Consider the following 23,953-nt stretch of genomic DNA (forward strand, 5'->3'; position numbering starts at 1 on the left):
GTGCTGACGGCGCGGTCACCGGCGTAGATGTTGCCCCTGGCGGCTGGTGCCGGCTTCGAACTCCACCACCTGGTCGGCGGTGATGTCCCAGCGCAGCAACGCGTTGACGTCGCGGTTCTGACGCCCTCGCGGCCAGCCGGCGGCACGCGTTCGGGTTGTCGCGTACTGGCGGTTGAGGTCCAGCGAGTCCGCGTCGGTCTTGTTGAGGTTGCCGTACAGGCGGAACGACAGGGTGTCGGTCATCGGCCCACTGAGCTGCAGGCCGACGCGCTCGCTGCCGCCTTCGGCGCTGTGTTCGGGCACCAGTCCGTACAGATCGACCGCGCCGGTCAGGTCGCCGGTCGGGCGCTTGGTGATGATGTTGACCACGCCGCCGGATGCACCGGAGCCATAGCGCGCCGCCGCCGGGCCGCGCAGCACCTCGATGCGTTCGATCATTTCCGCCGCACCCAGTTGGTATCGCCGCGCGTATTGCGCTCACCGCTGCGGCCCATGCGCACGGCGTCACGCGCACCGATGCGCTTGCCATCGACCAGGATCAGCGTGTTCTCCGGGCCCATGCCGCGCAGGTCGATCTGGCGGTTGTTGCCGTACTGGCCCGAGGCGCTGTTGCCGGTGAGGTTGACGCCCGGCATGGTGCGCAGCAGTTCGGCGATGTCGTTGGCCGGTGGCGCTTGCAATGTCCTCGGCGTGATGGTCGAAGTGCCCAACGCCTGGCGGGCGATCTGCGAGGCGGTGACATGCACCGTGTCGATATCGGTGGCGTCGGTTTCAGCCTGGGCGGTCAGGCGCTACCCGCCAGCAGGGCGGCAACAGCGAGCGCCAGCGGGCGCGGCGAAAGGACAACGGCAGGAGACATGATCTGGACCTTCTGGCAGGGCAACGGGGCCTCTGGCAAAGGCTTGAGGCAACGACGAGGGGGAGGCGGAACAGTCCTGCAGTCGCCTGCGGTCCGATCCGTGCGCGCATTCTCCCATCAATGCGAGTGATTCTCAAATGCGTTCACTCATTGCCGCAGCGACGCCGATGTGCTTTGCGCACCGTGCAACCCTGCACCGCGCGTAAACTGGCCGGCTAACCCGCCATCACCGTATGCCGCCGCGGCCGATACCCGTGGTTTGCCGTACGCAGTCAGAGATCGACGTGGAACCACCCCAACTGGACGATGCCAGCCAGCCGCTGGCCGAGGCCTGGCAGCACTGCCTGCAACAGGCCGGCCTGCCGCCACCGCGCTGCTGCACGCCGCCGCCGCCGATGCCCCGCCGACGCTGGCCCAACGCTTCTACGAAGTACTGCTGCAGGACGGGCGTGCACGCCGCTTCCTGTCCACGAGCAGGTCAAGCAGCGCCTGCAACCGGCCATGCAGCGCTGGCTCGTGCAGCTGCTGACCACCGATGCCGACGGCGTTGCCGCCACCGTTGCCTTCGCAGCGGGTGATCGGCGACGTGCATGCCCGGGTCGGCATTCCGGTCGACCTGGTGACCCGTGGCGCACGCGTGCTCAAGCACGAGCTGTTCGTGCGCCTGCGCGATGATGCGCCCGACTGCGCCACCGCGTTCGCCGCCATCGACTGCCTCAGCGCGATCATGGACATCGCCATGGAAGGCATGACCCTGGCCTACACCCACGCCCGCGAGCGCTCCACCCGTGCCGATGCTGCGTACCGGCTGTTCTCGCTGTGCAGAACGTCGGCACCGAACGCGAGCGCCAGCGCGCGCTGCTGCTGGACTGGGAGAACGCCCTGCTCTACGCGTTGGCCGGTCATGTGCAGGCCAGCGACAGCGCCAGCCTGGCGACATCGGAGTTCGGCCTATGGTTCACCCACAAGGGCATTCCCAGCTTCGGCGAGAGCAGCGAGACCAGCAGGTCGGCCAGCTGATGGCCCGCATCGACAGCAACCTGCAGCGGGCAAGCCACGATGCTCCAGCACAGCGACTGGCGGTGCTGCCGGCCATCCGCGAGGACCTGGCCGCCATCCGCACGCTGATGACGCTGCTGTTCGAGCGCATCGGTGAACTGGATGCCGGCAGCGATGCACTGACCAACCTGCTCAACCGCCGTTTCCTGCCAACCGTTCTGCGCCGGGAGATCGAACTGGCCACGCGCAACCGCACACCGTTCTCGCTGCTGCTGCTCGACCTGGATCACTTCAAGGCGATCAACGACGGCCACGGCCACGATGCCGGCGACCGCGCGTTGCAGCACGTCGCCGGCCTGCTCGGCCAGCTCACGCGCGGCAGCGACTACCTGTTCCGCTATGGCGGCGAGGAGTTCGTGGTGGTGCTGGTCGCCGCCAGCGAGTCGCAGGCCTCGGTGATCGCCGAGAGCCTGCGCCGGCAGATCGCACACTCGCCGGTGGCGCTGGCCAATGGCCAGGTACTGTCACTGACCGCCAGCATCGGCGTGGCCGGCCATGACGGCACCCGGACTACGAGCGGCTGATGGCACGTGCCGACGCGGCGATGTACGAGGCCAAGCGCAGTGGGCCGCAACCGCGTGGTGGTGGCCAGTGCCGGACCTGCAGGAAGCTCCGGGACGGCGCGCACTGCAACGCTGATGGCGCGCCGCCTCTACCGACAGCCGGCACTACCGATACGGGCGCCAGCCGCTGCTTTCACCGCCACCACCCGCCATGTGGCCCACCACAGCAGTGCCAGCAACGCGATGCCTGCACCCAGCAGGCACACGGCAGGCCAGCCATGCCGGGCCTGCATCCAGGGCCCGGCAGCCGCACCGGCACCACTGCCCACCGCATAGAACAGCATGTAGAGCGCCACCAGGCGCCCATGCTGTTCTGCCGGTGCACGCAGCAGCAGCGCCTGGTTCGATACGTGCAGTGCCTGCCCACCGAGGTCGAGCACGATCACGCCCAGCAGCAGCAACGAAAGCGACTGCGGCAGGCCCAGCAGCGGCCACCACGCGGCCAGCATCAGCAGCAACGCGCCAAGACTGACCCGATCGGCGAAACCGCGGTCCATCCAGTGCCCGACCCGCGCCGCCATCAATGCGCCCACTACGCCGGCCAGGCCGAGCGCACCGATGGCCGCGGTAGACCACTGCAACGGAGGCGCCGACAAGGGCATCGGCGCCGCCGCCCAGAATACGTTGAGGCCCGCAAACAGCAGCAACGCCAGCGGCCCACGCTCGCGCAGCGTGCGGTCCCGGCGCAGCATGCCCAGCATCGAACCCAGCAGTGCGGACCAGCGCGGCGGTACCGCCGGTACCGGCACCGCCGGCAGGCGCCGCCACAGCAGCACGGCCAAGGCCGCCATCACCGCTGCCGACAACAGATAGACCGCCCGCCAGCCGATGGTGGCCGCGACCGCGCCCGATACCACGCGCGCCAGCAACAGGCCGATGAACACACCGCCCTGCACCACGCCCACCACGCGGCCGCGCTGCGCCGGCGGCGCCAGCGTGGCGGTATAGGCGATCAGCCCCTGGGTCAGCGCGGTACCCAGCAGGCCGGCCAGCAGCATGCCCGACAACAGCCACGCCGTAGTCCGGGCAGCCGCCAGCCACAGCAGGCCCAGCACCAGCGCCATCAACTGCAGCCGCAGCAGACGTCGCCGGTCACCGCGATCGGCCAACGGCAGCAGGCCAAGCAATGCCAGCACGCTGCCGGCCTGGGTTGCTGCCAGCACTGCGCCCGCCACGGCACGGTCCAGTGCGAAGGCCTGCGCCAGCCGATCCAGCAGCGGTTGCGCGTAATAGACGTTGGCAACGCTGGCGCCGGCCGCGACCGCGAGCAGGATCAGCAATGGGCGGGAAATGAATGGAGCACTCATGATGTAGTTGCAATTTGAAACTTGATGCAGGCTATCGCCATTGGTTTTAAACTGCAACCACATCCGGAGGCCCCAGCATGCACGCCAACAGTCCCTGCCCCGTCGCCCGCAGCGCCGACCTGCTCGGCGACCGCTGGGCGTTGCTGGTCATCCGCGATGCCTTCGATGGCATCACCCGCTTTGGCGACTTCCAGCGCAGCCTCGGCGCGGCGCGCAACATCCTCAGTGATCGCCTGCGCAGGCTGGTCGAGGCCGGCATCCTGCAACTGCAACCGGCCTCCGATGGCTCGGCCTACCAGGAATACGTGCTCACCCACGCCGGCCAGGAACTGTTCCCGCTGCTGGTCGCGCTGCGCCAGTGGGGAGAACGCCATCGCTTCGGCGCCGGTGAAGCCCATTCGCAGTTGATCGAATCCAGCACGCGGCGCCCGCTGCCCTACATGCAGCCGCACGGGCGCGACGGCCAGCCCCTGCCGGCCGCCGCGACCCGCGTGCGCAAGCTCAAGGACGACGGGCGCGGCGCCTGATCCGCCCATTCGCGCACACCACGATCCGGCCGCGCCGGTTAGCATCGGTTGTTTCCGCCGCCGGACGCCGCCGATGCCGCGCTATCGCCCTTCCCTGATGACCGCCCTGCTGCTGCCGCTGCTGGCCTGCAGCACCGGAGCCACGCAGGCCCGCGAGGTTGCCGCGCCCGCCGACCACGTGCCGGCCGATGGCCCCTATGTATTCCGCGAGGGCACGCAGCTGCAGGCCAAGTGGATCTGCGACGACAAGGTCGAGTCGCGCACGCTGGCCACGCAGCCCGCAGGCACCGACATCGCCCCACGCTGCGGCTACGGGCACACCGTGCATGTGGCCGCGCCGAATGCACCTTCGATCTCCGTACTGCCGGCCGCGCCACGCATCGTTGCGCTGTCCGACATCCATGGCCAGTACGGGCTGCTGGTGCGCCTGCTGCGCGCCCACCGGGTCATCGACGCGCAGGACCGCTGGGCACTGGGCAAGGACACCCTGGTCATCGCCGGCGATGTGTTCGACCGCGGCCCGCAGGTGACCGAGGCGTTCTGGCTGCTGTACGGCCTGCAGCAGCAGGCGGCCGCCGCCGGTGGCGCAGTGCACTTCGTGCTCGGCAACCACGAAACCATGGTGCTGTACGACGACCTGCGCTACGTCAACCCGAAATACCTGCGCAGCGCCCAGCTGCTCGGCCGCAGCTATCCGCAGCTGTACGGCACCGATTCGGTGATTGGGCAGTGGCTGCGCACCCGCCCGGTACTGCTGAAGATCGGCGACACCCTGTTCCTGCACGGCGGCATCTCGCCCGAAGCGGTGCAGCTGGCGCTTGACCCGGCGCGCACCAACGCGGCCTACCAGGCGTCACTGGGCCTGCCCAAGGCCGAAGTGAAGGCCGACCCGGCCACCGCACCGCTGTATGACGGCAAGACCAGCCCGATCTGGTACCGCGGCTATTTCGATGGCCGCCTCGACACGGCCGGTGTACAGACCGTGCTCGATCGCCTGCAGCTCAAGCGCATCGTGGTCGGCCACACCTCGATGCCGCACGTCAGCAGCTTCCATGGCGACCGCGTGATCGCCATCGACAGCAGCATCAAGAACGGCGAGAACGGCGAACTGCTGTTCATCGAGGATGGCAGGCTCAGCCGCGGCCTGCTGGACGGCTCACGGGTGCCGCTGGCGCTGGGTGAGCCCGGCCTGCAGGACTGAATGGCGGGACAGCGCGACGGCCCCGGGCGGTGACGTCGCGCTCCACCTTCACACCGGTTTGCGGCTACCCTCGGCAACCGAGAGGCCCGCCCCGTCCATCCGCTGGGCCCGATCGATACAGGAGCCCCCCGCGCATGCGCGTTCTGATTGCTGAAGACGACCCGGACATCGCCTCCGGCCTGTGCGCCTCGCTGCGCCGGCAGGGGCACGTGGTCGACCACGTCGACAACGGCGCGCACGCCGACGCGGCGCTGGGTTCGACCCAGTACGCGCTGCTGGTGCTGGACCTGGGCCTGCCGCAGCTGGATGGCCGCGATGTGCTGCAGCGCCTGCGCCAGCGCGGCGATGGCCTGGCGGTGCTGGTGGTGACCGCCCGCGACGGCCTGGCCGAACGCGTGCGCGTGCTCGACCTCGGTGCCGACGACTACCTGGTCAAGCCGTTCGCGCTGGACGAATTCGAAGCGCGCGTGCGCGCGCAGCTGCGCCGGGTCACCAGCAATGGCAACCCGGACCTGCGCATCGGCCGCCTGCGCCTGGACCTGGCCGGCACCGCGTGTGGATCGACGATCAGTCGCTGGAACTGACCGCGCGCGAGTTCGGCCTGCTGTCGGCGCTGGCAGTCCGCGCCGAGCGCATCGTGTCGCGCGCGCAGCTGGTGGAGGCGCTGTGCGACTGGGGCCAGGACCTGACCGACAACGGCCTGGACATCGCCCTGCACCGCCTGCGCCGCAAGCTGCAACCCGGCGGCATGGGCATCCGCACCGTGCGCGGGCTGGGCTACATGCTGGAAGACGCGCAGGACGACAGCGCCCCGTGATCAGTGGCCCCCCCAGCCTGCGCCGGCGCCTGCTCGCCTTCCTGGCGTTGCCGATGCTGGGCCTGCTGACCTTCAATACGATCCTGGCCTACTACGTTGCGCTGGACTATTCCAACCGCATCCACGACCGCAACCTGATCGACGACACGCACTCGTTCGCGCAGATGCTGAGCACCATGCCGGTGACCAGCGACCTGTCTCCGCAGGCGCGCTTCCTGATCGAGTACGACCCCGACGGCCATCGCTATTTCAACGTCGACAGCAGCCGCAAGGGCACCCTCAGCGGCAATGCGGACTTCAGCCCGTATGCCCCTTCGCAGGACTGCACCGGCGTGCATCCGGCGCTGTACGACGGCAACCTCAATGGCCAGCAGGTGCGCATGGCCACCGTCTGCACGCAGGCGATGAACGACCCGCAGGACCAGCTGGCGGTGACCGTGGCCGAAAGCATGGCCGACCGCCGCCAGCGTGCACGCGAGATCCTGATGATCATCATCCCGCTGATGACCATGCTGGCGCTGGGCACCGCCGCGCTGGTCTGGTTCGGCGTGACCTACGGCCCTGCGCATCCTGACCCCGCTGAGGACCCGCCTGGCGCAGCGCCGCGGCGAACTGGCGCCAATCTCCGATGCCGACGTGCCGGAGGAGATCCAGCCACTGATCAGCACCATCGACGATCTGTTTGCGCGACAGGCGGAAATGATCACGCTGCAGAACCGCTTCATCGCCGATGCTGCGCACCAGCTGCGCTCGCCGCTGGCCGGCATGGCCCTGCACGTGGACCAGGCGCTGGCGCATGGCGACCCGGACACGGTGCGCGAGGCGCTGCAGCACATCCGCCGGCTCAACCAGCGCACTGCGCGGGTCAGCACCCAGCTGCTGGCGCTGAGCCGGGCGCAGACCGTGCCCGATACCGTTGAAGCGCTGGACCTGTGCGAACTGGTGCCGCAATGGGTCGGCATGCGCGTGCCCGAGGCGATCCGCGATGGCATCGATCTGGGCTACCGCGGCAGCCCCCATCCGCTGCGCGTGATCGGCAACGGTGCCCAGCTGCAGGAAGCACTGGACAACCTGATCGACAACGCGCTGCGCTACGCCGGCCGCGATGCGACCGTCACGGTCGGCGTGCATGCGCTGGACGACAATGACGTCGAACTGTACGTGGAGGACAACGGGCCCGGCGTACCCGAGGACGTGATGCCGCGGCTGGGCGAGCGTTTCTTCCGCGCGCCCGGCACCACCGCCAGCGGCACCGGCCTGGGCCTGGCCATCGCCCACGAAGCGGTGGAGCACTTCGGCGGGCCGCCTGACCTTCCTCAACCGTGCCGGTGGGGGCCTGAAGGTCGCCATCACGCTGCCCCTGCTGAAGGCCCCCTGACCCGGACCGGGGCGCTGAAAGGCTGGCGAAAATCGCGCTTGCGATCCTGACCATCCCCACTGCCGTCCCGGAGCGCCAGGTGACCGAATCGCACGACTTCTTCCTCCCCGGTGGCCCGCAGGGCGTGCTGCTGGTCCACGGCCTGACCGGCACCCCGGCGGAAATGCGCATGCTGGGCAAGGGCCTGAACAACGCCGGTTTCACCGTGCACGGCGTGCAGCTGCCGGCCATTGCGGCACCGTGGATGACCTGCTGGCGACCACCTGGGAACAGTGGTACCAGGGCGTGGAAGATGCGGCGGCGAGCCTGCGTGGCAAGGTCGACCAGCTGTTCGTCGGTGGTCTGTCGATGGGCGCGGTACTGTCGCTGGCGCTGGCTGCACGCCGCCCCGAGTGGGTGTCGGCGTCGGCGTGTATGGCGCCACCTTCCGCTACGACGGCTGGAACATTCCCGCCGTGGCCCGCCTGTCGTTCCTGCTGCCGTGGTTCAAGCGCTTCAACATCGGCCGCGACCGCATGTTCATGGAAGAACCGCCCTACGGCCTGCGTGACGAGCGCCTGCGCGCGCAGGTCAGCGCCGCCATGCTGTCCGGCGACAGCGCCGCTGCCGCCTGCGGGCAACCCCTGGCACGCGCTGGCCGAGATGCGTGCCCTGAGCACCTGGACCCGTCGCCACCTGCATCAGGTCACCGCGCCATGCCTGGTGATGCACGCCCGCGAAGACGATGTGGCCAGCATGGGCAATGCCGAACTGGTGATGTCGCGGGTCAGCGGCCCGAAGGAACTGGTGGTGCTGGAAGACAGCTACCACATGATCACCATCGACCGCGAACGCCGCGACGTGATCCGCCGCAGCGCGCGCTTCTTCACCGAAATCGGTGAACGCAGCGGGCGTCCTCAAGGCGGTGGCCTGAGATGGGGGCACTCGCCACGCTGCTGTGGCTGGCCAATGTCGTGCTCGATACCGGTGGCCAGCTCGCTTCAAGGCCGCCGCCAGCGACCCGCAGGACGGCGAAGGACTGCAACGCTGGAAACACATGCTCAGCGCCCCTGGCTGTGGATCGGCATCGCCTGCTACGTGCTTGAATTCGTGGCCTGGATCGCGTTCCTGTCACTGGTGCCGCTGTCCAAGGGCGTGCTGCTGGGCTCGATCAACATCGTTGCGCTGATGATCGCCGGCCGCTTCCTGTTCCGCGAGAAACTCACGCCGCTGCGGGTGACCGGCATGCTGCTGGTCACTGCGGGCGTGGCGGTGGTGGGGCCCGCTCATGAGGCGCCTGTATGTGATCGGTTTTCCGCTGCTGATGGCCTTCGACACGCTGGCCCAGCTGTGCTTCAAGTACGCCGGTGACGCCGCGCTGCCGGTCGAAGCCAATACGGCCTGGCTGCTGCGCGTGCTGTCGCAACCGTGGGTATACGGCGCCATCCTCGGCTACGTCGGCGCGTTCTTCACCTGGATGAGCCTGCTGCGCCATGCCCCGATCGGCCCTGCCTTCGCGGCCTCGCACCTGGAAGTGATCAGTGTGCTGCTGCTGTCGGCGTGGCTGTTGAACGAACCGCTGACCCTGCACCACCTGGTGGGCGCGGTGCTGATCGTGGCCGGCATCGTCTGCCTCGGCCGCGCCGAAGCGGATGACCCGCACAGCCCCGCCGAAAGCACCTCGTGAGCGGGCTGCGATGAGCCTGTTCGCGCGCGAACTGCCTCCGACCGCCGGCCTGCCGATGCAGGCCAGCGACTTCCTTCCGGTGGCGGCGACCTGCGTGACATCCTGGCAAACAGCTCGGCACACCGCCCGCTGCAGCTGACCTGTTCCGGCACCCACGCGCTGCTGATCGCGCTGCGCACCCTGCGCAAGCGCGCGCCCAAGCGCGATACCGTGATCCTCCCGGCCTACACCTGCCCGCTGGTGCCGATCGCGGTACACAGCCTCGGCCTGCGCGTGCAGCTGTGTGATACCCCGCCGCGGCCACTTCGACTTTGATCCGGCACAGCTCTCGCGCCTGGCCGACGCACGCACGTTGGCGATCCTGCCCACGCACCTGGGCGGGCGCATCGCCGATGTTGAACTGGCCGCCGACATCGCACGTGGCGCCGGCGCCTGGGTCATCGAGGATGCCGCTCAGGCGCTGGGCGCCCGGGTCGGCAACAGCAGCGTCGGCCTGCGTGGCGATATCGGATTCTTCAGCCTGGCCGCCGGCAAGGGGCTGAGCCTGCACGAAGGCGGCCTGCTGGTCAGCCGCGATGACGAACTGCGTGCCGCCCTGGCCGAACATGCGGCCGAGCAGGTGCGTTTCAGCCTGCGCTGGGAGCTGCTTCGCAGCGTGCAGCTGCTGGGCCTTGCCGCCTGCTACCGCCCCTCGCTGCTGTCGCTGGTGTACGGCAATCCACTGCGCAGCGCACTGCAACGCGGCGATCTGGAAGAAGCGGTCGGTGACGTTTTCCCGCTGGACATCCCGCAGCACCGGGTCAGCCACTGGCGCAGAACATCGGCGCCCATGCTGCACGCGGCTGCCGGCGTTCCTGCAGGCCGGGCGCCTGCGCGCATTGCAGCTGCGCGTGCAGCTGGCACAGCTGCCGCGGTGGAGGTAGTCGACGGCCTGGCCGGTACCGGCGGCACCTGGCCGATGCTGATGCTGCTGCTGCCCAGCCAGCGCGCGCGCGATGCCGCACTGGACGACCTGTGGCCGCGTGGCCTCGGTGCCAGCCGCATGTTCATCCATGCCCTGCCCGACTACACCTACCTGCGTGGCATCGTGCCGCAGGACGACATGCCGAACGCGCGCGACTTCGCCGCACGCATGCTGACCCTCGGCAACAGCGCCTGGCAGACCCGTGAAGAGACCACGCAGATCCTGCAGGCGCTGGCCGCTGCGCAGCCCTGAAACGGCGGTTTTCAGGGCATTACGCCCATTCAGGAAACTCGATCCTGAACACTTTCCCCACCCCGCAGTGCAGCCTTTCAACAGGAAAGGAACGAGAAAGGCTACCTGCCTACATTGAGCCTGCCCCGGCACCGTGCCGGATGCCTTTCTCATCGACGGACCTGCCCATGCACTGGAGCATCCTGTGTGACTTCGACGGCACCATCAGCCTCGAAGATGTCATCGACTCGCTGCTGGAGAAGTACGGCCAGCCGGGCTGGCAGGAACTGGAAGACCAGTGGAAGTCGGAAAAGATCGCTCGCGTGAATGCATGCAGGGCCAGGTGCGGCTGCTGAAGCTGGACCCGGCCACGCTCGACGCACACCTGGACCAGGTAAAGATCGATCCGGGCTTCGCCGCCTTCGTCACCCGCGCCGAGCAGCTGGGCCTGCCGCTGCGCATCGTCAGCGACGGCCTGGACTATGCGATCCACCCGCATCCTCGCCAACCATGGCCTGCCGCCGCTGCCGGTGGTGGCCAACCACCTGCGCTGGTGCGAAGACCACTGGGAACTGGAGTCGCCCTACCAGGCCGAAGGGTGCCGTAGCGGTACCTGCAAGTGCACCTGCGCCGCGCAGGCGCGTGCCAACGAAGCACCGCGCGTGCTGATGATCGGCGACGGCAGTTCGGACTTCTGCGTGTCCGAGGATGCCGACTTCGTATTCGCCAAGCGCCGCCTGATCCACCCATTGCACCAATGCCGGCATCGAGCATGCCGCCATCGATACCTTCCACGATGCAATCGCACTGTTGCCGCGCTTGCTCGATGGCAGCCTGCTGCAGCCACGTCGCCTCGACGCCAGCCCGCAGCCCGCCGCACTGCCCTGCTGCTGGCCACCGCCTGAGTACTCCCTTCCAGGCACGCTCCCCCGTTACCCCTTCGAACGTCCTTCACGGAACCGAACTGCATGAACATTTTTGACAAGAACGCCGATTCGGCTGCCTCCGACGCGCAGCTGCTGGCCGACGAAGCCCGCTACAGCTCCTTCGGCGACACCGTCCACTACGTCGACCCGCGAAGATCTTCCAGCGCGGCGAAGGCAGCTACATGTTCGACGGTGCGGGCGTGCCCTACCTCGACCTGCAGATGTGGTACTCGGCCTGCAACTTCGGCTACAGCAACAAGCGCCTGAACGACGCGCTGAAGGACCAGATCGACACGCTGCCGCAGGTCGCCAGCCAGTACCTGCACCCGACCCGCGTGCAGCTGGCCAAGACCATTGCCGTGGACATGCACGAGAAGTTCGGCCTCGACGGCCGCGTGCACTTCAACGTCGGCGGCGCGCAGGCCATTGAAGACTCGCTGAAGATCGTGCGCAACGCGCGCGGCGGCAAGAGCCTGATGTTCGCCTTCGAAGGCGGCTACCACGGCCGTACCCTGGGTGCGTCGTCGATCACCTCCAGCTACCGCTACCGCCGCCGCTACGGCCACTTCGGCGAGCGCGCGATGTTCATCCCGTTCCCGTACCCCTTCCGTCGCCCGAAGGGCATGACCCCGGACGAGTACTCCGACCACTGCGTGTGGCAGTTCGAGCGCCTGTTCGAAAGCGAGTACAACGGCGTGTGGGATCCCAAGGTCGGCCAGGCCGAGTACGCCGCGTTCTACGTCGAGCCGATCCAGGGCACCGGCGGCTACGTCATCCCGCCGCGCAACTTCTTCACCGGCCTCAAGCGCGTGCTGGACAAGTACGGCATCCTGATGGTGGTCGATGAAATCCAGATGGGCTTCTGGCGCACCGCAAGCTGTGGTCGATCGAGCACTTCGGCGTGACCCCCGGACGTGCTGGTGTTCGGCAAGGCGCTGACCAACGGCCTGAACCCGCTTTCGGGCCTGTGGGCGCGCGAAGAACTGATCAACCCGACCGTGTTCCCGCCGGGTTCCACCCACTCCACCTTCAACTCCAACCCGCTGGGCACCCGCCTGGGCCTGGAAGTGCTGAAGCTGGGCAAGGAAATGGATTACGAGCGCACCGTGCCGGAAAAGGGCGCGTACTTCCTCGACGGCCTGCGTGGCCTGCAGAAGCGCCACCCGGAAATCGGCGACGTCGACGGCCTGGGCCTGGCCCTGCGTGCGGAAATCTGCCAGACCGACGGCTACACCCCGAACAAGGAACTGCTGGACCGCATGGTCGACATCGGCCTGGCCGGTGACCTGCTGCACGACGGCAAGCGCATGGGCCTCGTGCTCGACGTGGGTGGCTGGTACAAGAACGTGATCACCTTCGCGCCGTCGCTGGACATCAGCTACGAAGAAATCGACCTGGCGATCACCCTGCTCGACCAGGCGCTGACCAAGGCCAAGGGCTGAGGTCGATGCGCTGCCGGTTCCCGTGCCGATGGAGATGACATCACGCGCGTCCAGCACTGCGCTGGAACCGGCCGCGCTGCTGGAGGGCTTCCTGGCCCACCCGCCGCTCGGATTCGAGGCGGGCCGCCTTCCCAGCGGCCTGCCGACCTTCCGTGCGCCGCTGGACCTGACCACCACGATGGATGACGACCTGCGCGGCAAGCTGCTTGGCCTGCCGCTGTCGCGCCTGTGGCGGCCATGGATCACCTGGAGACCCGCTTCGTCGGTGCCACCAGCACCGAATACACCCCGCTGCCCGCGCACGTCGCACCGGAGGCATTGGCCGAGGATGTGACGCGTCACGCGATCGGCGATACCCGGCTGCTGGTGGTCAAGGACCTGGCGATTGATTCGCCGCTGCTGACGACGCCGCCAACGCACACAGCGGTGCCTTCCTGCAGGCGCTGCTGGCACGCGGCTTCGTAGAGCTGGAAGGCATGCCGCTGGCCTGGGTGGCCATCGATTTCGATTCGATCGATGGCTATCTCGGACGCCTGTCGTCCTCGCGCCGCAAGAACATCCGGCGCAAGCTGCGCTCGCGTGACGAGCTGCAGATCGAGTGCATCACCACCGGTGATCCGGCCCTGGCCGACCCGCAGCTGCAGGCCGAACTGTATGCGCTGTACCTGGGCGTGTACGCGCAGAGCGCGGTGCATTTCGACCAGCTCGACCTGCCCTATTTCCAGTACCTGCTGGCCGACAGCCTGGGCCAGGGACGCATGTTCCTGTACCGCCACCAGGGCCAGCTGATCGGCTGGAACCTGTGCTACGTGCATGCCGGCAAGCTGGTCGACAAGTACATCGGCCTGGCCTACCCGCAGTCGCGCGAGCACAACCTGTACGCGGTCAGCTGGATGCACAACCTCGAGTACGCGCTGCAGCACGGCCTGAGCCACTACGTGGCCGGCTGGACCGACTCGCGGATCAAGGCCGAGCTCGGCGCCCGCTTCACCTCCACCCGGCACGCGATCCACGCACGCTCCCCGCTGCTGCGCGCTGCCCTGCGCAGGCTGGCCCGTACCTGCAGGGCGAACCTGATGGAGGCGGTTGAACGATGCCGTTGCGTTCCCCGTTGATCCTGGACCTGGATGGTGGCGTGCTGCCGCTGCCCCAGGCGCAGACCCTGGCCTTGCCGCAGTGGCACGATCCGCTGCGCTTCGCCTGCAGCAATGCCACCTCGACCGTTTCGCCGCTGAAGTGCTGGCACCGCTGCCGGCCCAGCTCGGCACGGTGATGCTCGGCAGCGGTGATTTCCATCATCTCAGCCTGCCACTGCTGCGTCGCATGCGCGCGCAGGAGCCGTTCCAGCTGGTGGTGCTGGACAACCATCCGGACAACATGCGTTTCCCGTTGGGCATGCACTGCGGTTCATGGGTGAACGCGGCCAGCAAGCTGCCGCAGATCTCGCACATCCATGTGCTGGGCATCACCTCCAGTGACATCGGCCTCGGCCACGCCTGGGAGAACCACTGGCGCCCGCTGATCGGCGGTCGCCTGACCTACTGGTGCATGGACGTGGACGTGGGCTGGGGCATCGCCTCGGCATGGGCCACGCCTTCCGCCGTTTCGAGCATCCCGAAGCGCTGGTGGCCGCGTTCGCTGCAGAGCAGGCGAAGTCGCCACAGCCAACCTACCTGTCGATCGACAAGGATGTGTTCGCCGAGGACGTCGCCCGCAGCAACTGGACCAGGGCCGCTTCCAGCTGGAACACGCGCTGGTGGTGATCGAAGCGCTGCGCGCCGGCGGCCTGGTCGGCAGTGACATCACCGGCGAAGTGTCGCTGGCCAACTACCAGAGCCGCTTCAAGCGCTGGCTGTCCTCGCTGGATGGCCAGGCCCGACATCAGCGCCGACGATCTGCCGGTGTGGCAGGCACGGCACCAGCAGGTGAACCGCGAACTGCTGGCCGCGATGGCCTCGGTGCCGACGGCCTGCTGACCGCTTCCGTTAATGCCGGCTGCTGGCCAGCGTGGCTTTCGGTAGTGCCGGCCGCTGGCCGGCAATGCCAACCAAGGTTGGCAACGACCAGACCCAGGCAGCGTCGGTCGTGCCGGCCGCTGGCCGGCACCCTCATTGTTCCCGGGCTCACCAGGATGCCGGCCAGCGGCCGGCACTACACTGGACGCCTGCCCAGGAGCCCTCGCCATGCCCCAGACCGTCATCCCGCAACTGCGCATGCGCCATGCCGATACCACCCTGCCGTTCTACGTGCAGGGGCTGGGCTTCGTGGTCGACTGGGAACACCGCTTCGAACCCGGCTTCCCGCTGTTCGCCCAGCCTCACCCCGCGACGGCCAGACGATCTTCCTCACCGAACACAGCGGCGACTGCGAAGTCGGCGGCGCGGTGTACTTCATCGTCGAGGACGTCGACGCCCTGCACCGCGCCTTCAGTGCCGCAGGCGTCCCCATCGAACAGCCGCCGCATGACACCGAATGGGGCAGCCGCGAGATGCTGCTGCGTGACCCCGACGGCAACCGCCTGCGCTTCGCCACCGACGCCAGCTGAACCGGGCGGCCTTGAGCTGGATATACGAAACATATACGCTTCGTATATCCACTCCTTCAGGACCGCCCATGGGCATCGTCAACATCGATGACACCCTGCACGACCAGCTGCGTCGTGCCTGCACCGTCTCCAGCCGCTCGATCAATGCCCAGGCCAACTTCTGGATCCGGGTCGGCATGCTGTGCGAGATGAACCCCACGCTGAGCTTCCAGGACATCGTGCCAGCGAACTTCGGGCGGCCGGCGTGCAGCCGCCGCTGCTGGCACCGGGGCAGGTCTGAGCAGATGGCGATCATCAAGCGCCCTGACGAGATCGCGCTGATGGCCGAATCGGGCCGCCTGCTGGCGCAGGTGTTCGCCGCGCTCGACCGGCTGCCGCTGCAGGGCCGCAGCACCATGGAGATCAACGATTTCGTCGAACGCATGATCGTCGATGAACTGCAGGCGCGGCCGGCCAGCAAGGGCCAGTACGGCTTCCCGTATGTGCTCAACACCTCGATCGACAACGTGATCTGCCACGGCGTGCCCAGCACCACCGACGTGCTGCGCAACGGACAGATCGTCAACCTCGACATCACCCTGGAGAAGAACGGCTACATCACCGACTCCAGCACCACCTACCTGGTGGGCGAGGTCGACTACGCCGCGCGCAGGCTGGTGCAGACCACCTACCAGGCGATGTGGAAAGGCATCGCCGCGGTGCGCCCCGGCGCGCGCCTGGGCGACATCGGCCACGCCATCGCCCGTCATGCACGCAGCCACGGCTACAGCGTGGTGAAGGAATACTGCGGCCATGGCATCGGCCAGGAGATGCACGAGGATCCGCAGATCCTCCACTACGGCCATCCCAACACCGGCATGGTGCTGGAAGAAGGCATGGTGTTCACCATCGAGCCGATGCTCAACCAGGGCAAGCCGGCCATCCGCCAGCAGCCGGACGAATGGCCGGTGTACACCCGCGACGGCAAGCTGTCTGCCCAGTTTCGAGCACACCGTGGCGGTTACCCGCAGCGGCGTGCGCGTATTGACCTGCGCCCCGCGAAACGCCATTGTGCGCGGTGAAGCGGCCTAGAGCGGACGCAACAGCAGCAGCGTGGCCAGGCAGAACATGAAGATCGCGACGACCCGCATCCAGCACCCGCCAGGCGCCCGGCCTGCGGAACACCGGCTGCAACAGGCGCGCGCCATAGCCCAGCGTGCAGAACCAGGCCACGCTGGCGGCGCAGGCACCGGCGGCGAACGCCCAGCGCAGGTCACCGGGGTAGCGCGTGGACAGGCTGCCCAGCAACACCACGGTATCCAGATAGACGTGCGGTTGAGCAGGGTGAAGGCCAGGCAGGTCAGCAGCACCTGCCGTCCGCTGCCGCCCTGCGCCTCGGCGGCGGCCAGCGCACTGCCACCGCGCCATGCGCGCAGCCCCGCCTGCAGGCCATACCAGAGCAGGAAGGCCGCGCCACCGAAGCGCAGCACCTGCAGCAGCAGCGGCCACTGCAGCACCAGCGCGCCCATGCCGCCGACGCCGGCGAGGATCAGCAATGATGTCCGCGCCGGCACAGGCCAGCACCACCCTGCCCACATGGCGCTGCTGCAGGCCCTGGCGCAGCACGAACGCGTTCTGCGCACCGATGGCGATGATCAGGCCGGCGCCTGCGAACAGGCCGGCGGCGGTAGCGGCGATCCACATCAGGACAGGCCAGGCAGCGAGGGGACGCGCAGGGTGCGGCCGCCGCCACTGTTTAGACAAACTGATTTTTCTTTATCCTGTGCAGGAAAACTGAAGAGACACCGGCATGATCTGGTACATCCGCAACTGGCCGCCTTTGCTGCGGTGCTGGAAGAAGGCAGCTTCGAGGCCGCGGCACGCCGCCTGTCGATCAGCCCGTCGGCCCTGTCGCAACGGATCAAGGCGCTGGAGGACAGGCTCGGCCAGGTACTGGTGGTACGTCAGGCACCGTGCCGCCCCACCGCCGCAGGCGAAGCGCTGCTGCGCCGGGTCCGGCCGATGCAGGCGCTGGAGGCCGAGGCATTGCCGAGCTGCTGCCCGAGCGTGGCAGCGACGCTGCGCGCACGCCGATCCCGCTGGCGGTCAACGACGACTCGCTCGATACCTGGTTCGTGCCGGCCATCGCCGACCTGCACCAGCGCCATGGCTACCTGTTCGACCTGCGCATGGACGACCAGGACCATACCCTGCAGCTGCTGCGCGATGGCAGCGTGCTCGGCGCAGTCACTGCCGAAAGCCAGCCGGTGAAGGGTTGCAACGTGCACCCGCTCGGCGCGATGCGCTACCACGCCATCGCCTCGCCCGGCTTCGCCCGCCAGTACTTCAGCGATGGCATGCAGGCCGCGGCCCTGGCGCGCGCGCCGATGCTGGTGTTCAACCGCAAGGATGAACTGCATTGGCGCTTCGTGCGGCGCCTGACCCGCGCGCGACTGCAGCCGCCGCTACACTACCTGCCCTCCTCCACCGGTTTCGTCGAAGCCGCCGCGTGCGGACCTCGGCTGGGGCATGGCCCCGGAAACCCTGGTCGCGCCCGCCGTGCGCGCCGGCCGCGTGGTGGTACTGGAACCCCCGCCGCTGGCTCGATGTGCCGCTGTACTGGCAGCATGCCGCCGTGCGCTCAAGCACGCTGCAGCACATCACGCAGGCGCTGCGCACTGCGGCCAGCGGCACCCTTCGTTGAGGACAAACCGATGATCGCAGACCCGGGCTTCACGCCGCGCGCACTACCGTTTGCGCACTTCTTCACCAATGGACGGCATGGGCGTGATCGGCCGACGTACAAGGATGCACCGCGCGAAGGCCGCGCTGGCGTGACGCTGGCAACCTGCCTGCCACTGGCTGCGCCGCGCAGACCCTCACCGATGCACCGGCTTTGGACTGGGAACAGGCACGGCAGCGCCTGGAACAGGTCTCCGATGCGCTGGCCGCCGCCGACGCCGCCGTGCGCAACAAGCAGGACCTGCAGGAAGCGACGCGTCTGCTGCGCCTGCCGGAAATCACCGGCGAAGTGCGCCGCCTGCAGTTTCAGAAGACCCTCACCCTGCCGCTGGGTTCGCTGGCACCGGTGGCCGAGGCCTATGGCATCGACTCGCCGCTGTCGTTCACCGAACGCGACTGGCGTACCCGCCCGGTGGTGACCCGCCGTGCTGCCGCTGTACACCGGCGGTGTGATTCCGGCCGCGCAACGTGCGGCCAGCGCCGCACACGAACAGGCCAGTGCCGAGCGCGAAGCACAGCGTCAATCGCTGACCGTGCAGCTGGCCCAGGCCTATTTCGGCCAGCGCCTGGCCGAGCAGGCGGTGGACGTACGCCGCGACGTACGCGATGGCCTGAACCGCCACCTGTCCGACGCAGAGAAGCTGGAACGCGAGGGCTTCGCCACCCGCGCGCAGCGCCTGCAGGCCACCGTGGCCCGCGACAAGGCCGAGCGCGAATACCAGAAGACGGTGAACGACCTGGCCACGCTGAAGGCCGCACTGGCCACGCTGCTGCGCAGTGGTGGCGAGGTGCAGCCGGTGTCGCCGCTGTTCGTGCAGCGCGTGCCGCTGGAACCGGTGACCAGCTTCGAGCGCACCGCACAGGCCCGCAGCCGCAGATCGCACGCCTGCGGGCGATGTGGCGCAGGCCGAACAGGGCGTGCGCGTGCAGCAGGCCAAGCTGAAGCCGCAGATCTTCGCCTTCGGCCAGTACGACTTCGCCGCCGCGACGAGATGCTGACCGATCCGGACTGGGCGTTCGGCATCGGCCTGAAGTACACCTTCCTGTCGCCGAATTCGCGGCCGCGCAGATCAGCGCCGCGCGTGCGCAGCAGGACCAGGCCGAAGCAGGCCTGCGCGAGGCCGAGAACCAGGTCGCACTGGGCGTGCGCAAGGCCTGGAACGAACTGGAAACCGCGCGCCAGCAATACGTGCTGCTCGACAGCAGCATCGCCCAGGCACAGGAAAACCTGCGCCTGCAGGAGCTGGCGTTCCGCGAAGGCCAGGCGACTTCGCTGGATGTGATCGACGCGCGGCTCGGCCTGGGCGGCGCCCGCGTCGAGCGCGCACAGGCCGCCTACCAATACGATATTGCGCTGGCACAGTTGCTGGAGGTCAGTGGACAGATGGACCGTTTCGAAGAGTTCCGGCGGCGTGCGGACGAGGTGATCGACCATGAGTGATGTGCTGCACGACGATGCGACGACGCCCCCGGGCAAGCGCCGGTTGGGACCGATCTGATAGTGGTGCTGCTGGTCGTGGTGGTGCTCGGCCTGTGGCTGGCCTGGCGCAGCCCGGGCGACCAGATCCAGGCATGGCCGATGCGGACACGATCAACGTGGCCGCCAAGATCACCGCGCGCGTGGCCGAGCTGAAGGTGCGCGAGGGTGACCGCGTGCAACCCGGGCAGGTGCTGTTCCTGCTCGACAGCCCCGAAGTGGCCGCCAAGGAACAGCAGGCGCACGGCGCATTGGCCGCCGCACAGGCGGTGGCCGACAAGGCCGACGAGGCGCGCGCAGCGAGGACATCCGCGCTGCCGAAGCGAACTGGAAGCGGGCCGAAGCCGGCGCGACGCTGGCTGAAGCCACCTACCAGCGCGTGCAGAACCTGTTCAACGAAGGGGTGATGACCCGGCAGAAGCGCGATGAAGCACATGCCCAGGCCACCAGTTCGCGCGAACTGGCGCGTGCCGCCCGCGCGCAGTACGACATGGCCCTGGCCGGCGCACGCGAGCAGGACAAGCGTGCCGCGCAGGGCCAGGTGCAGCAGGCACAGGGCGCGGTGGCCGAGGTCAATGCCGCACGTGTCGAAGTGGAAGGGCGCGCGCCGGTCGCCGGCGAGATCAACAAGCGCATGGCCGACCCGGGTGAACTGGTGCCGGCCGGCTACCCGGTGTTCACCCTGGTCGACATCGACCGCATGTGGGTGGCGATGAACCTGCGCGAATCGCAGATGCAGGGCCTGAAGGTCGGCAGCAAGCTGCAGGGCAGCGTGCCGGCACTCGGCCTGGACGGCGAATTCGAGGTCTACTTCATCAACCCGGCCGGCGACTATGCAACCTGGCGTACCACCCGCCAGTCGTCCGGCTACGACGTCCGCAGCTTCGAGGTGCGGGTGCGCCCGGTACGCCGCATCGAGGGCTTCCGCCCCGGCATGAGCGTGCTGTTCGCATGGCCCCAGCACTGAGCCCTGGCCGCGGCAGCTTCGCCGCCAGCTGGCGGCGCGAACTGCGGTCGCTGCGCGGCAACCGCGCCGATCTGCTGCTGGTCACCCTGCTGCCGCTGCTGATGCTGGTGGTGATGGCGTGGATGTTCACACCGTCGGTGATGCGCGACATCCCGATCGCGGTGGTCGACCTCGACCACAGCAGTGACAGCCGCCTGCTGCTGCGCATGCTCGATGCCAGCCCCGGCGTGCGCATCGCCAGCCAGCCGGTGGACACTGGAAGACGCACGCTCGCAACTGCGCAGCCTGGACGTGTTCGCCATCGTGCTGGTGCCAGCGCGATGTCACCCGGCAGGCGTTGCGTGGACGCCCAGGGCACGGTGTTCGCCTACTACAACGCACCTACATGACCACCGGCCAGTCCGCGGCGCGCGATATCGGCGACGCGGTCTCGGCCTGGAAACGCACGCCTGCTGCGCGAGCGCATCGGACTGCAGGTCGGTCCGGGCAAGCTGCGTGCCGCGCCGATCGCGGTGCAGTCGGGCATCCTTTACAACCCGGCGCGCAGCTACGAATTGTTCCTGCTGCCACTGATCTTCCGGCAGTGCTGTCGCTGGTACTGGCGCTTGCCGTGGCCGGCAGCCTCGGCCGCGAGATCCGCGACGGTACCCTGCCGCCTGGCTCGGCCGCACGCCATGGTCGCGATTGCCGGCAAGATCGCGCCGTACATCCTGCTGTTCTCGGTGTATGGCGCCTCGCATCGGCTACCTGGCCTGGCTGCGCGGCGATGGTGTGGCCGGCAGCGTGCTCCTGCTGCTGCTCGCACAGCCGCTGTTCTACCTTGCCACGGCCGCCTACGCGTTGTTCTTCGTCGGCGTCACCCGCGACATGGGCACCGCGCTGTCCGCGGTCGCCTCAGCATCGGCACCGCACTGGCGTTCTCCAGCGCCACCTTCCCGGTGCTGGATGGCCCTCTGTTCACCCGCATCTGGCATCAGCTGCTGCCGCTCAGCGCCTACTCAAGCTGCAGACCCAGCAGCAGTTCATCGGTCTCCGCTGCAGGTTTCGGTATGGCCGTTGGCCACGCTGCTGCTGATGGCGGTGGTGGCCGGTGGCATCGGTGGCCTGCGCCTGATCGCCTTTGCGCGCACCCCTGCCGCCGCACATCCCGCAGGGGCCGACGCATGAGCGCACTGTGGCGCAGCCTTGCGGCAGACCCTGATGGCGGTGCTGTGCGACCGCTATGCGATCGTGGTGATGGTCGGCGCGGTGATCCTGTACTCGTTCTTCTACCCGGCCGCATACCGCCACCAGGTGGCCGGCAACCTGCCGGTGCTGGTGGTGGATGAAGACCACAGCGCGACCAGCCGCGAGCTGCTGCGCAAGCTCGATGCACTCCGTGTTGCGCGCGTGGTCGGGCAACCGGCAGACATCGACAGTGCCCGCCAGCAGCTGGAAGCCGGCCACGCCGAAGGCATCGTGCTGATCCCGGCCAACCTGGAACGCGACATCCTGCGCGGCCACCCAGCCAAGCTGGTGCTGCTCGGCACGGCGCCTACCTGGGGCGTGCCAGCTGGGTGCTGGGCAGCGTGGCCGATGCACTGGCGCGTTCGGGCGTGAGGCGGTAGTCGGCCAGGCCGCCTTCATGGGCGCACCGCAGGCGCCACCGGTCACCCTGGTGCAGCGCCCGCTGTACAACACGCAGGAAGGCTATGGCAGCGCCATCGTGCCCGGCCGTGGCCGAGCTGATCGTGCACCAGACGCTGCTGATGGGCATCGGCGTCCTGCTCGGCGGCCGCCGCCTCGCGCTCGGCCGGCGCCTGCGCTTCGACCTGCCGACCCTGGTCGGCATGGCGATGGGCTTCGGCCTGATCGGCCTGTTCGGCCTGTTCTACTACGCCGGTTTCACCGCCTGGGTGCAGGACTATCCGCGCGGCGGCAACCCGCTGGGCCAGCTGCTGGGCGGCACCTTGTTCATCGCCGCCACCGTGGCCTTCGGCCTGTTCGTCGGCAGCTTCTTCGCACCCGCGAACGCGCCTTCCAGTACATCATCGCCACCTCGATCCCGCTGTTCTTCCTGGCCAACCTGTCGTGGCCGGCGGTGATGACGCCACCACCGTCTGGTCTGGCTGGCGCAGCTGTTGCTACCACCTCGGCATCAACCTGATGGTGCGCCTGAACCAGATGGACGCCAGCCTGGCCGAAGTCAGCCACGAACTGATCACCCTCACCGCCCTGCTGCTGCTCTACGGCAGCCTCGCCACCCGGCGCCTCCTCGCAAAAAAGGGGACGGAGGGGATTAAGTCGTAAGCGGCCGGTTGGGAGGATTGCGACTTAATCCCCTCCGTCCCCTTTTCCTGCAACGAAGAACGCCGGCACGTGGCCGGCGTTCGAGTACTGCGATGTGGAAGGGAAAACCGGGGCTGCCGGCGATCGATCAGCGATAGACGCGTTCGCAGCGGCGCTCGACCACGCGGTCGCCGTTCTTCTGCTGGCTGTTGCCCTGGATCTGGCGACCGGCCGCAACACCGGCAACAGCACCTGCCACGGTAGCGAGCTTCTTGCCATTGCCGCGCCCACCTGGTTGCCCAGCAGGCCGCCGATCACCGCGCCGGTGGCAGTACCGGCAATGCGGTTGGGATCGCGCGAGTTGCGCTGCACTTCCACGTTCTTGCAGACCACGCGTCTGCCATCGTTGAATCGGCGTCCTTCATCGCGCGGCCCGTAGGTCTGTGCACCGGCTACCGACGAAGCCGCCAGCAGGGTGCCCAGCACAAGCAGTCGGGTCGAGGTCTTCATGGCCATCTCCTGAGTTCCGGTATGGCGCAAGTGTCCTCCCTCGGTTGGCACCGGAAGTGAAATGCGCGTGTCCGCCACCTCATCGGCCATCGCGCGTTCAGGAAGAAAATCCGCGCCCATCACGATCAGCCATCGTGATGGGCGCCGTCTCCCTGCCGGCGTGCTGCCTTGCTAGAACTCTTCCCAGCCACCGGCGTTGGCCGCCAGTGTCGGTTCGATGCGGGTGAAAGCGCAGCGGGCCGGCCGCACCGGGGTGACCGTCGCAGCCACCGCTGCCAACGCAGGGCGACCACCGCCGCGGCCGTCGCCGCACCCGTACGGAACACCGAAACCGCCTCGGCCAGCAGGTTGGCCTGCTCTTCCATCGAGCGTGCCGCCGCACTGGCCTCTTCCACCAGCGCTGCATTCTGCTGCGTAGTCTCGTCCATCTGCACCACCGCCTGGTTCACCTGTTCGATGCCCGAACTCTGCTCCTGCGAGGCAGCAGAGATATCGGCCATGATGTCGGTGACGCGCTGCACCGAC

General features: G+C 68.2%; 7 protein-coding genes and 21 pseudogenes. 23 read left to right on the forward strand and 5 right to left on the reverse strand.

All coding sequences use genetic code 11. The features are described 5' to 3' along the window. Positions 1-859: pseudogene (locus AB1281_RS01640) on the reverse strand (TonB-dependent receptor plug domain-containing protein); the annotation flags it as partial. 284 nt (positions 860-1,143) lie between these two features. Between AB1281_RS01640 and AB1281_RS01645 the strand changes: the two are divergent. Further along, positions 1,144-2,557 (forward strand): annotated as a pseudogene (locus tag AB1281_RS01645) (diguanylate cyclase). A gap of 13 nt (positions 2,558-2,570) precedes the next feature. Here AB1281_RS01645 and AB1281_RS01650 read toward each other — a convergent pair. After that, positions 2,571-3,788, reverse strand: a complete 1,218-nt coding sequence (locus AB1281_RS01650; protein WP_430344920.1) for an MFS transporter — start codon at positions 3,786-3,788, stop codon at positions 2,571-2,573. Between the two features lie 77 nt (positions 3,789-3,865). Between AB1281_RS01650 and AB1281_RS01655 the strand changes: the two genes are divergently transcribed. The 15 genes and pseudogenes from AB1281_RS01655 (at position 3,866) to map (ending at position 16,596) form a co-directional block, all read left to right on the forward strand. Next, positions 3,866-4,315 (forward strand): winged helix-turn-helix transcriptional regulator, encoded by a 450-nt coding sequence (locus AB1281_RS01655; protein ID WP_075674978.1) that lies wholly within the window; start codon positions 3,866-3,868, stop codon positions 4,313-4,315. Between the two features lie 73 nt (positions 4,316-4,388). Continuing rightward, positions 4,389-5,516 carry a metallophosphoesterase gene (locus AB1281_RS01660; protein WP_430344921.1) on the forward strand — a complete coding sequence of 376 codons (1,128 nt, stop codon included), beginning with the start codon at positions 4,389-4,391 and terminating at the stop codon, positions 5,514-5,516. A gap of 134 nt (positions 5,517-5,650) precedes the next feature. Beyond that, positions 5,651-6,333, forward strand: a pseudogene (locus AB1281_RS01665) (response regulator). Continuing rightward, positions 6,330-7,711, forward strand: a pseudogene (locus AB1281_RS01670) (sensor histidine kinase). Before AB1281_RS01665 ends, AB1281_RS01670 begins: the two co-directional pseudogenes overlap by 4 nt. Positions 7,712-7,996: 285 nt before the next feature. Beyond that, positions 7,997-8,479 (forward strand): annotated as a pseudogene (locus tag AB1281_RS01675) (alpha/beta hydrolase); the annotation flags it as partial. Positions 8,480-8,625: 146 nt separating this feature from the next. Beyond that, positions 8,626-8,971, forward strand: a pseudogene (locus tag AB1281_RS01680) (EamA family transporter); the annotation flags it as partial. Positions 8,972-8,978: 7 nt separating this feature from the next. Continuing rightward, positions 8,979-9,377: a DMT family transporter gene (locus AB1281_RS01685; RefSeq protein WP_075674983.1), complete on the forward strand. Its 399-nt coding sequence runs from the start codon at positions 8,979-8,981 to the stop codon at positions 9,375-9,377. A gap of 10 nt (positions 9,378-9,387) precedes the next feature. Continuing rightward, positions 9,388-10,593: pseudogene (locus AB1281_RS01690) on the forward strand (DegT/DnrJ/EryC1/StrS family aminotransferase). Positions 10,594-10,760: 167 nt separating this feature from the next. Continuing rightward, positions 10,761-11,477, forward strand: a pseudogene (locus AB1281_RS01695) (MtnX-like HAD-IB family phosphatase). A gap of 203 nt (positions 11,478-11,680) precedes the next feature. Further along, positions 11,681-12,940 (forward strand): annotated as a pseudogene (locus AB1281_RS01700) (aspartate aminotransferase family protein). 28 nt (positions 12,941-12,968) lie between these two features. Further along, a pseudogene (locus AB1281_RS01705) lies at positions 12,969-14,030 on the forward strand (GNAT family N-acetyltransferase). 3 nt (positions 14,031-14,033) lie between these two features. Further along, a pseudogene (locus AB1281_RS01710) lies at positions 14,034-14,916 on the forward strand (hypothetical protein). A gap of 207 nt (positions 14,917-15,123) precedes the next feature. Continuing rightward, positions 15,124-15,485: pseudogene (locus tag AB1281_RS01715) on the forward strand (bleomycin resistance protein). Positions 15,486-15,553: 68 nt separating this feature from the next. Further along, positions 15,554-15,765 (forward strand): annotated as a pseudogene (locus tag AB1281_RS01720) (ParD-like family protein). Positions 15,766-15,775: 10 nt separating this feature from the next. Then, a pseudogene (gene map / locus AB1281_RS01725) lies at positions 15,776-16,596 on the forward strand (type I methionyl aminopeptidase). On the opposite strand, the pseudogene AB1281_RS01730 reads toward map, so the two are convergent. Continuing rightward, positions 16,553-17,168: pseudogene (locus AB1281_RS01730) on the reverse strand (LysE/ArgO family amino acid transporter). The pseudogenes map and AB1281_RS01730 overlap by 44 nt on opposite strands. A gap of 90 nt (positions 17,169-17,258) precedes the next feature. Here AB1281_RS01730 and AB1281_RS01735 point away from each other — a divergent pair. From AB1281_RS01735 to AB1281_RS01765, 7 genes and pseudogenes are all read left to right on the forward strand, one after another. Then, positions 17,259-18,168 (forward strand): annotated as a pseudogene (locus AB1281_RS01735) (LysR family transcriptional regulator ArgP). 77 nt (positions 18,169-18,245) lie between these two features. Continuing rightward, positions 18,246-19,647, forward strand: a pseudogene (locus tag AB1281_RS01740) (TolC family protein). After that, a pseudogene (locus AB1281_RS01745) lies at positions 19,640-20,650 on the forward strand (HlyD family secretion protein). Before AB1281_RS01740 ends, AB1281_RS01745 begins: the two co-directional pseudogenes overlap by 8 nt. Continuing rightward, positions 20,635-21,817: pseudogene (locus AB1281_RS01750) on the forward strand (ABC transporter permease). The pseudogenes AB1281_RS01745 and AB1281_RS01750 overlap by 16 nt, the downstream one beginning before the upstream one ends. A gap of 18 nt (positions 21,818-21,835) precedes the next feature. Next, entirely contained in the window at positions 21,836-22,249 is a 414-nt protein-coding gene (locus tag AB1281_RS01755) for an ABC transporter permease (protein ID WP_430344922.1), read from the forward strand. 92 nt (positions 22,250-22,341) lie between these two features. Continuing rightward, positions 22,342-22,734 carry a hypothetical protein gene (locus AB1281_RS01760; RefSeq protein WP_430344923.1) on the forward strand — a complete coding sequence of 131 codons (393 nt, stop codon included), beginning with the start codon at positions 22,342-22,344 and terminating at the stop codon, positions 22,732-22,734. After that, positions 22,721-22,939, forward strand: coding sequence for a hypothetical protein (locus AB1281_RS01765; protein WP_430344924.1), 219 nt, complete (start codon positions 22,721-22,723; stop codon positions 22,937-22,939). The genes AB1281_RS01760 and AB1281_RS01765 overlap by 14 nt, the downstream gene beginning before the upstream one ends. A gap of 127 nt (positions 22,940-23,066) precedes the next feature. Here the strand turns inward: AB1281_RS01765 and AB1281_RS01770 are convergent. Together AB1281_RS01770 and AB1281_RS01775 are read right to left on the reverse strand one after the other, a co-directional pair. After that, positions 23,067-23,434: pseudogene (locus tag AB1281_RS01770) on the reverse strand (glycine zipper 2TM domain-containing protein). A 119-nt stretch (positions 23,435-23,553) separates the two neighbouring features. After that, a pseudogene (locus AB1281_RS01775) lies at positions 23,554-23,953 on the reverse strand (methyl-accepting chemotaxis protein); the annotation flags it as partial.

The sequence above is a fragment of the Stenotrophomonas sp. NRRL B-14846 genome (assembly GCF_050473585.1).
In the GTDB taxonomy this organism is placed as follows: domain Bacteria; phylum Pseudomonadota; class Gammaproteobacteria; order Xanthomonadales; family Xanthomonadaceae; genus Stenotrophomonas.

What these genes read in the sequence shown, in the direction of transcription:
- AB1281_RS01650 (WP_430344920.1), bottom strand. Translation starts at nt 3,788, where the DNA reads ATGAGTGCTCCATTCATTTCCCGCCCATTGCTGATCCTGCTCGCGGTC.
- AB1281_RS01655 (WP_075674978.1), top strand. Translation starts at nt 3,866, where the DNA reads ATGCACGCCAACAGTCCCTGCCCCGTCGCCCGCAGCGCCGACCTGCTC.
- AB1281_RS01660 (WP_430344921.1), top strand. Translation starts at nt 4,389, where the DNA reads ATGCCGCGCTATCGCCCTTCCCTGATGACCGCCCTGCTGCTGCCGCTG.
- AB1281_RS01685 (WP_075674983.1), top strand. Translation starts at nt 8,979, where the DNA reads ATGAGGCGCCTGTATGTGATCGGTTTTCCGCTGCTGATGGCCTTCGAC.
- AB1281_RS01760 (WP_430344923.1), top strand. Translation starts at nt 22,342, where the DNA reads ATGGCAGCGCCATCGTGCCCGGCCGTGGCCGAGCTGATCGTGCACCAG.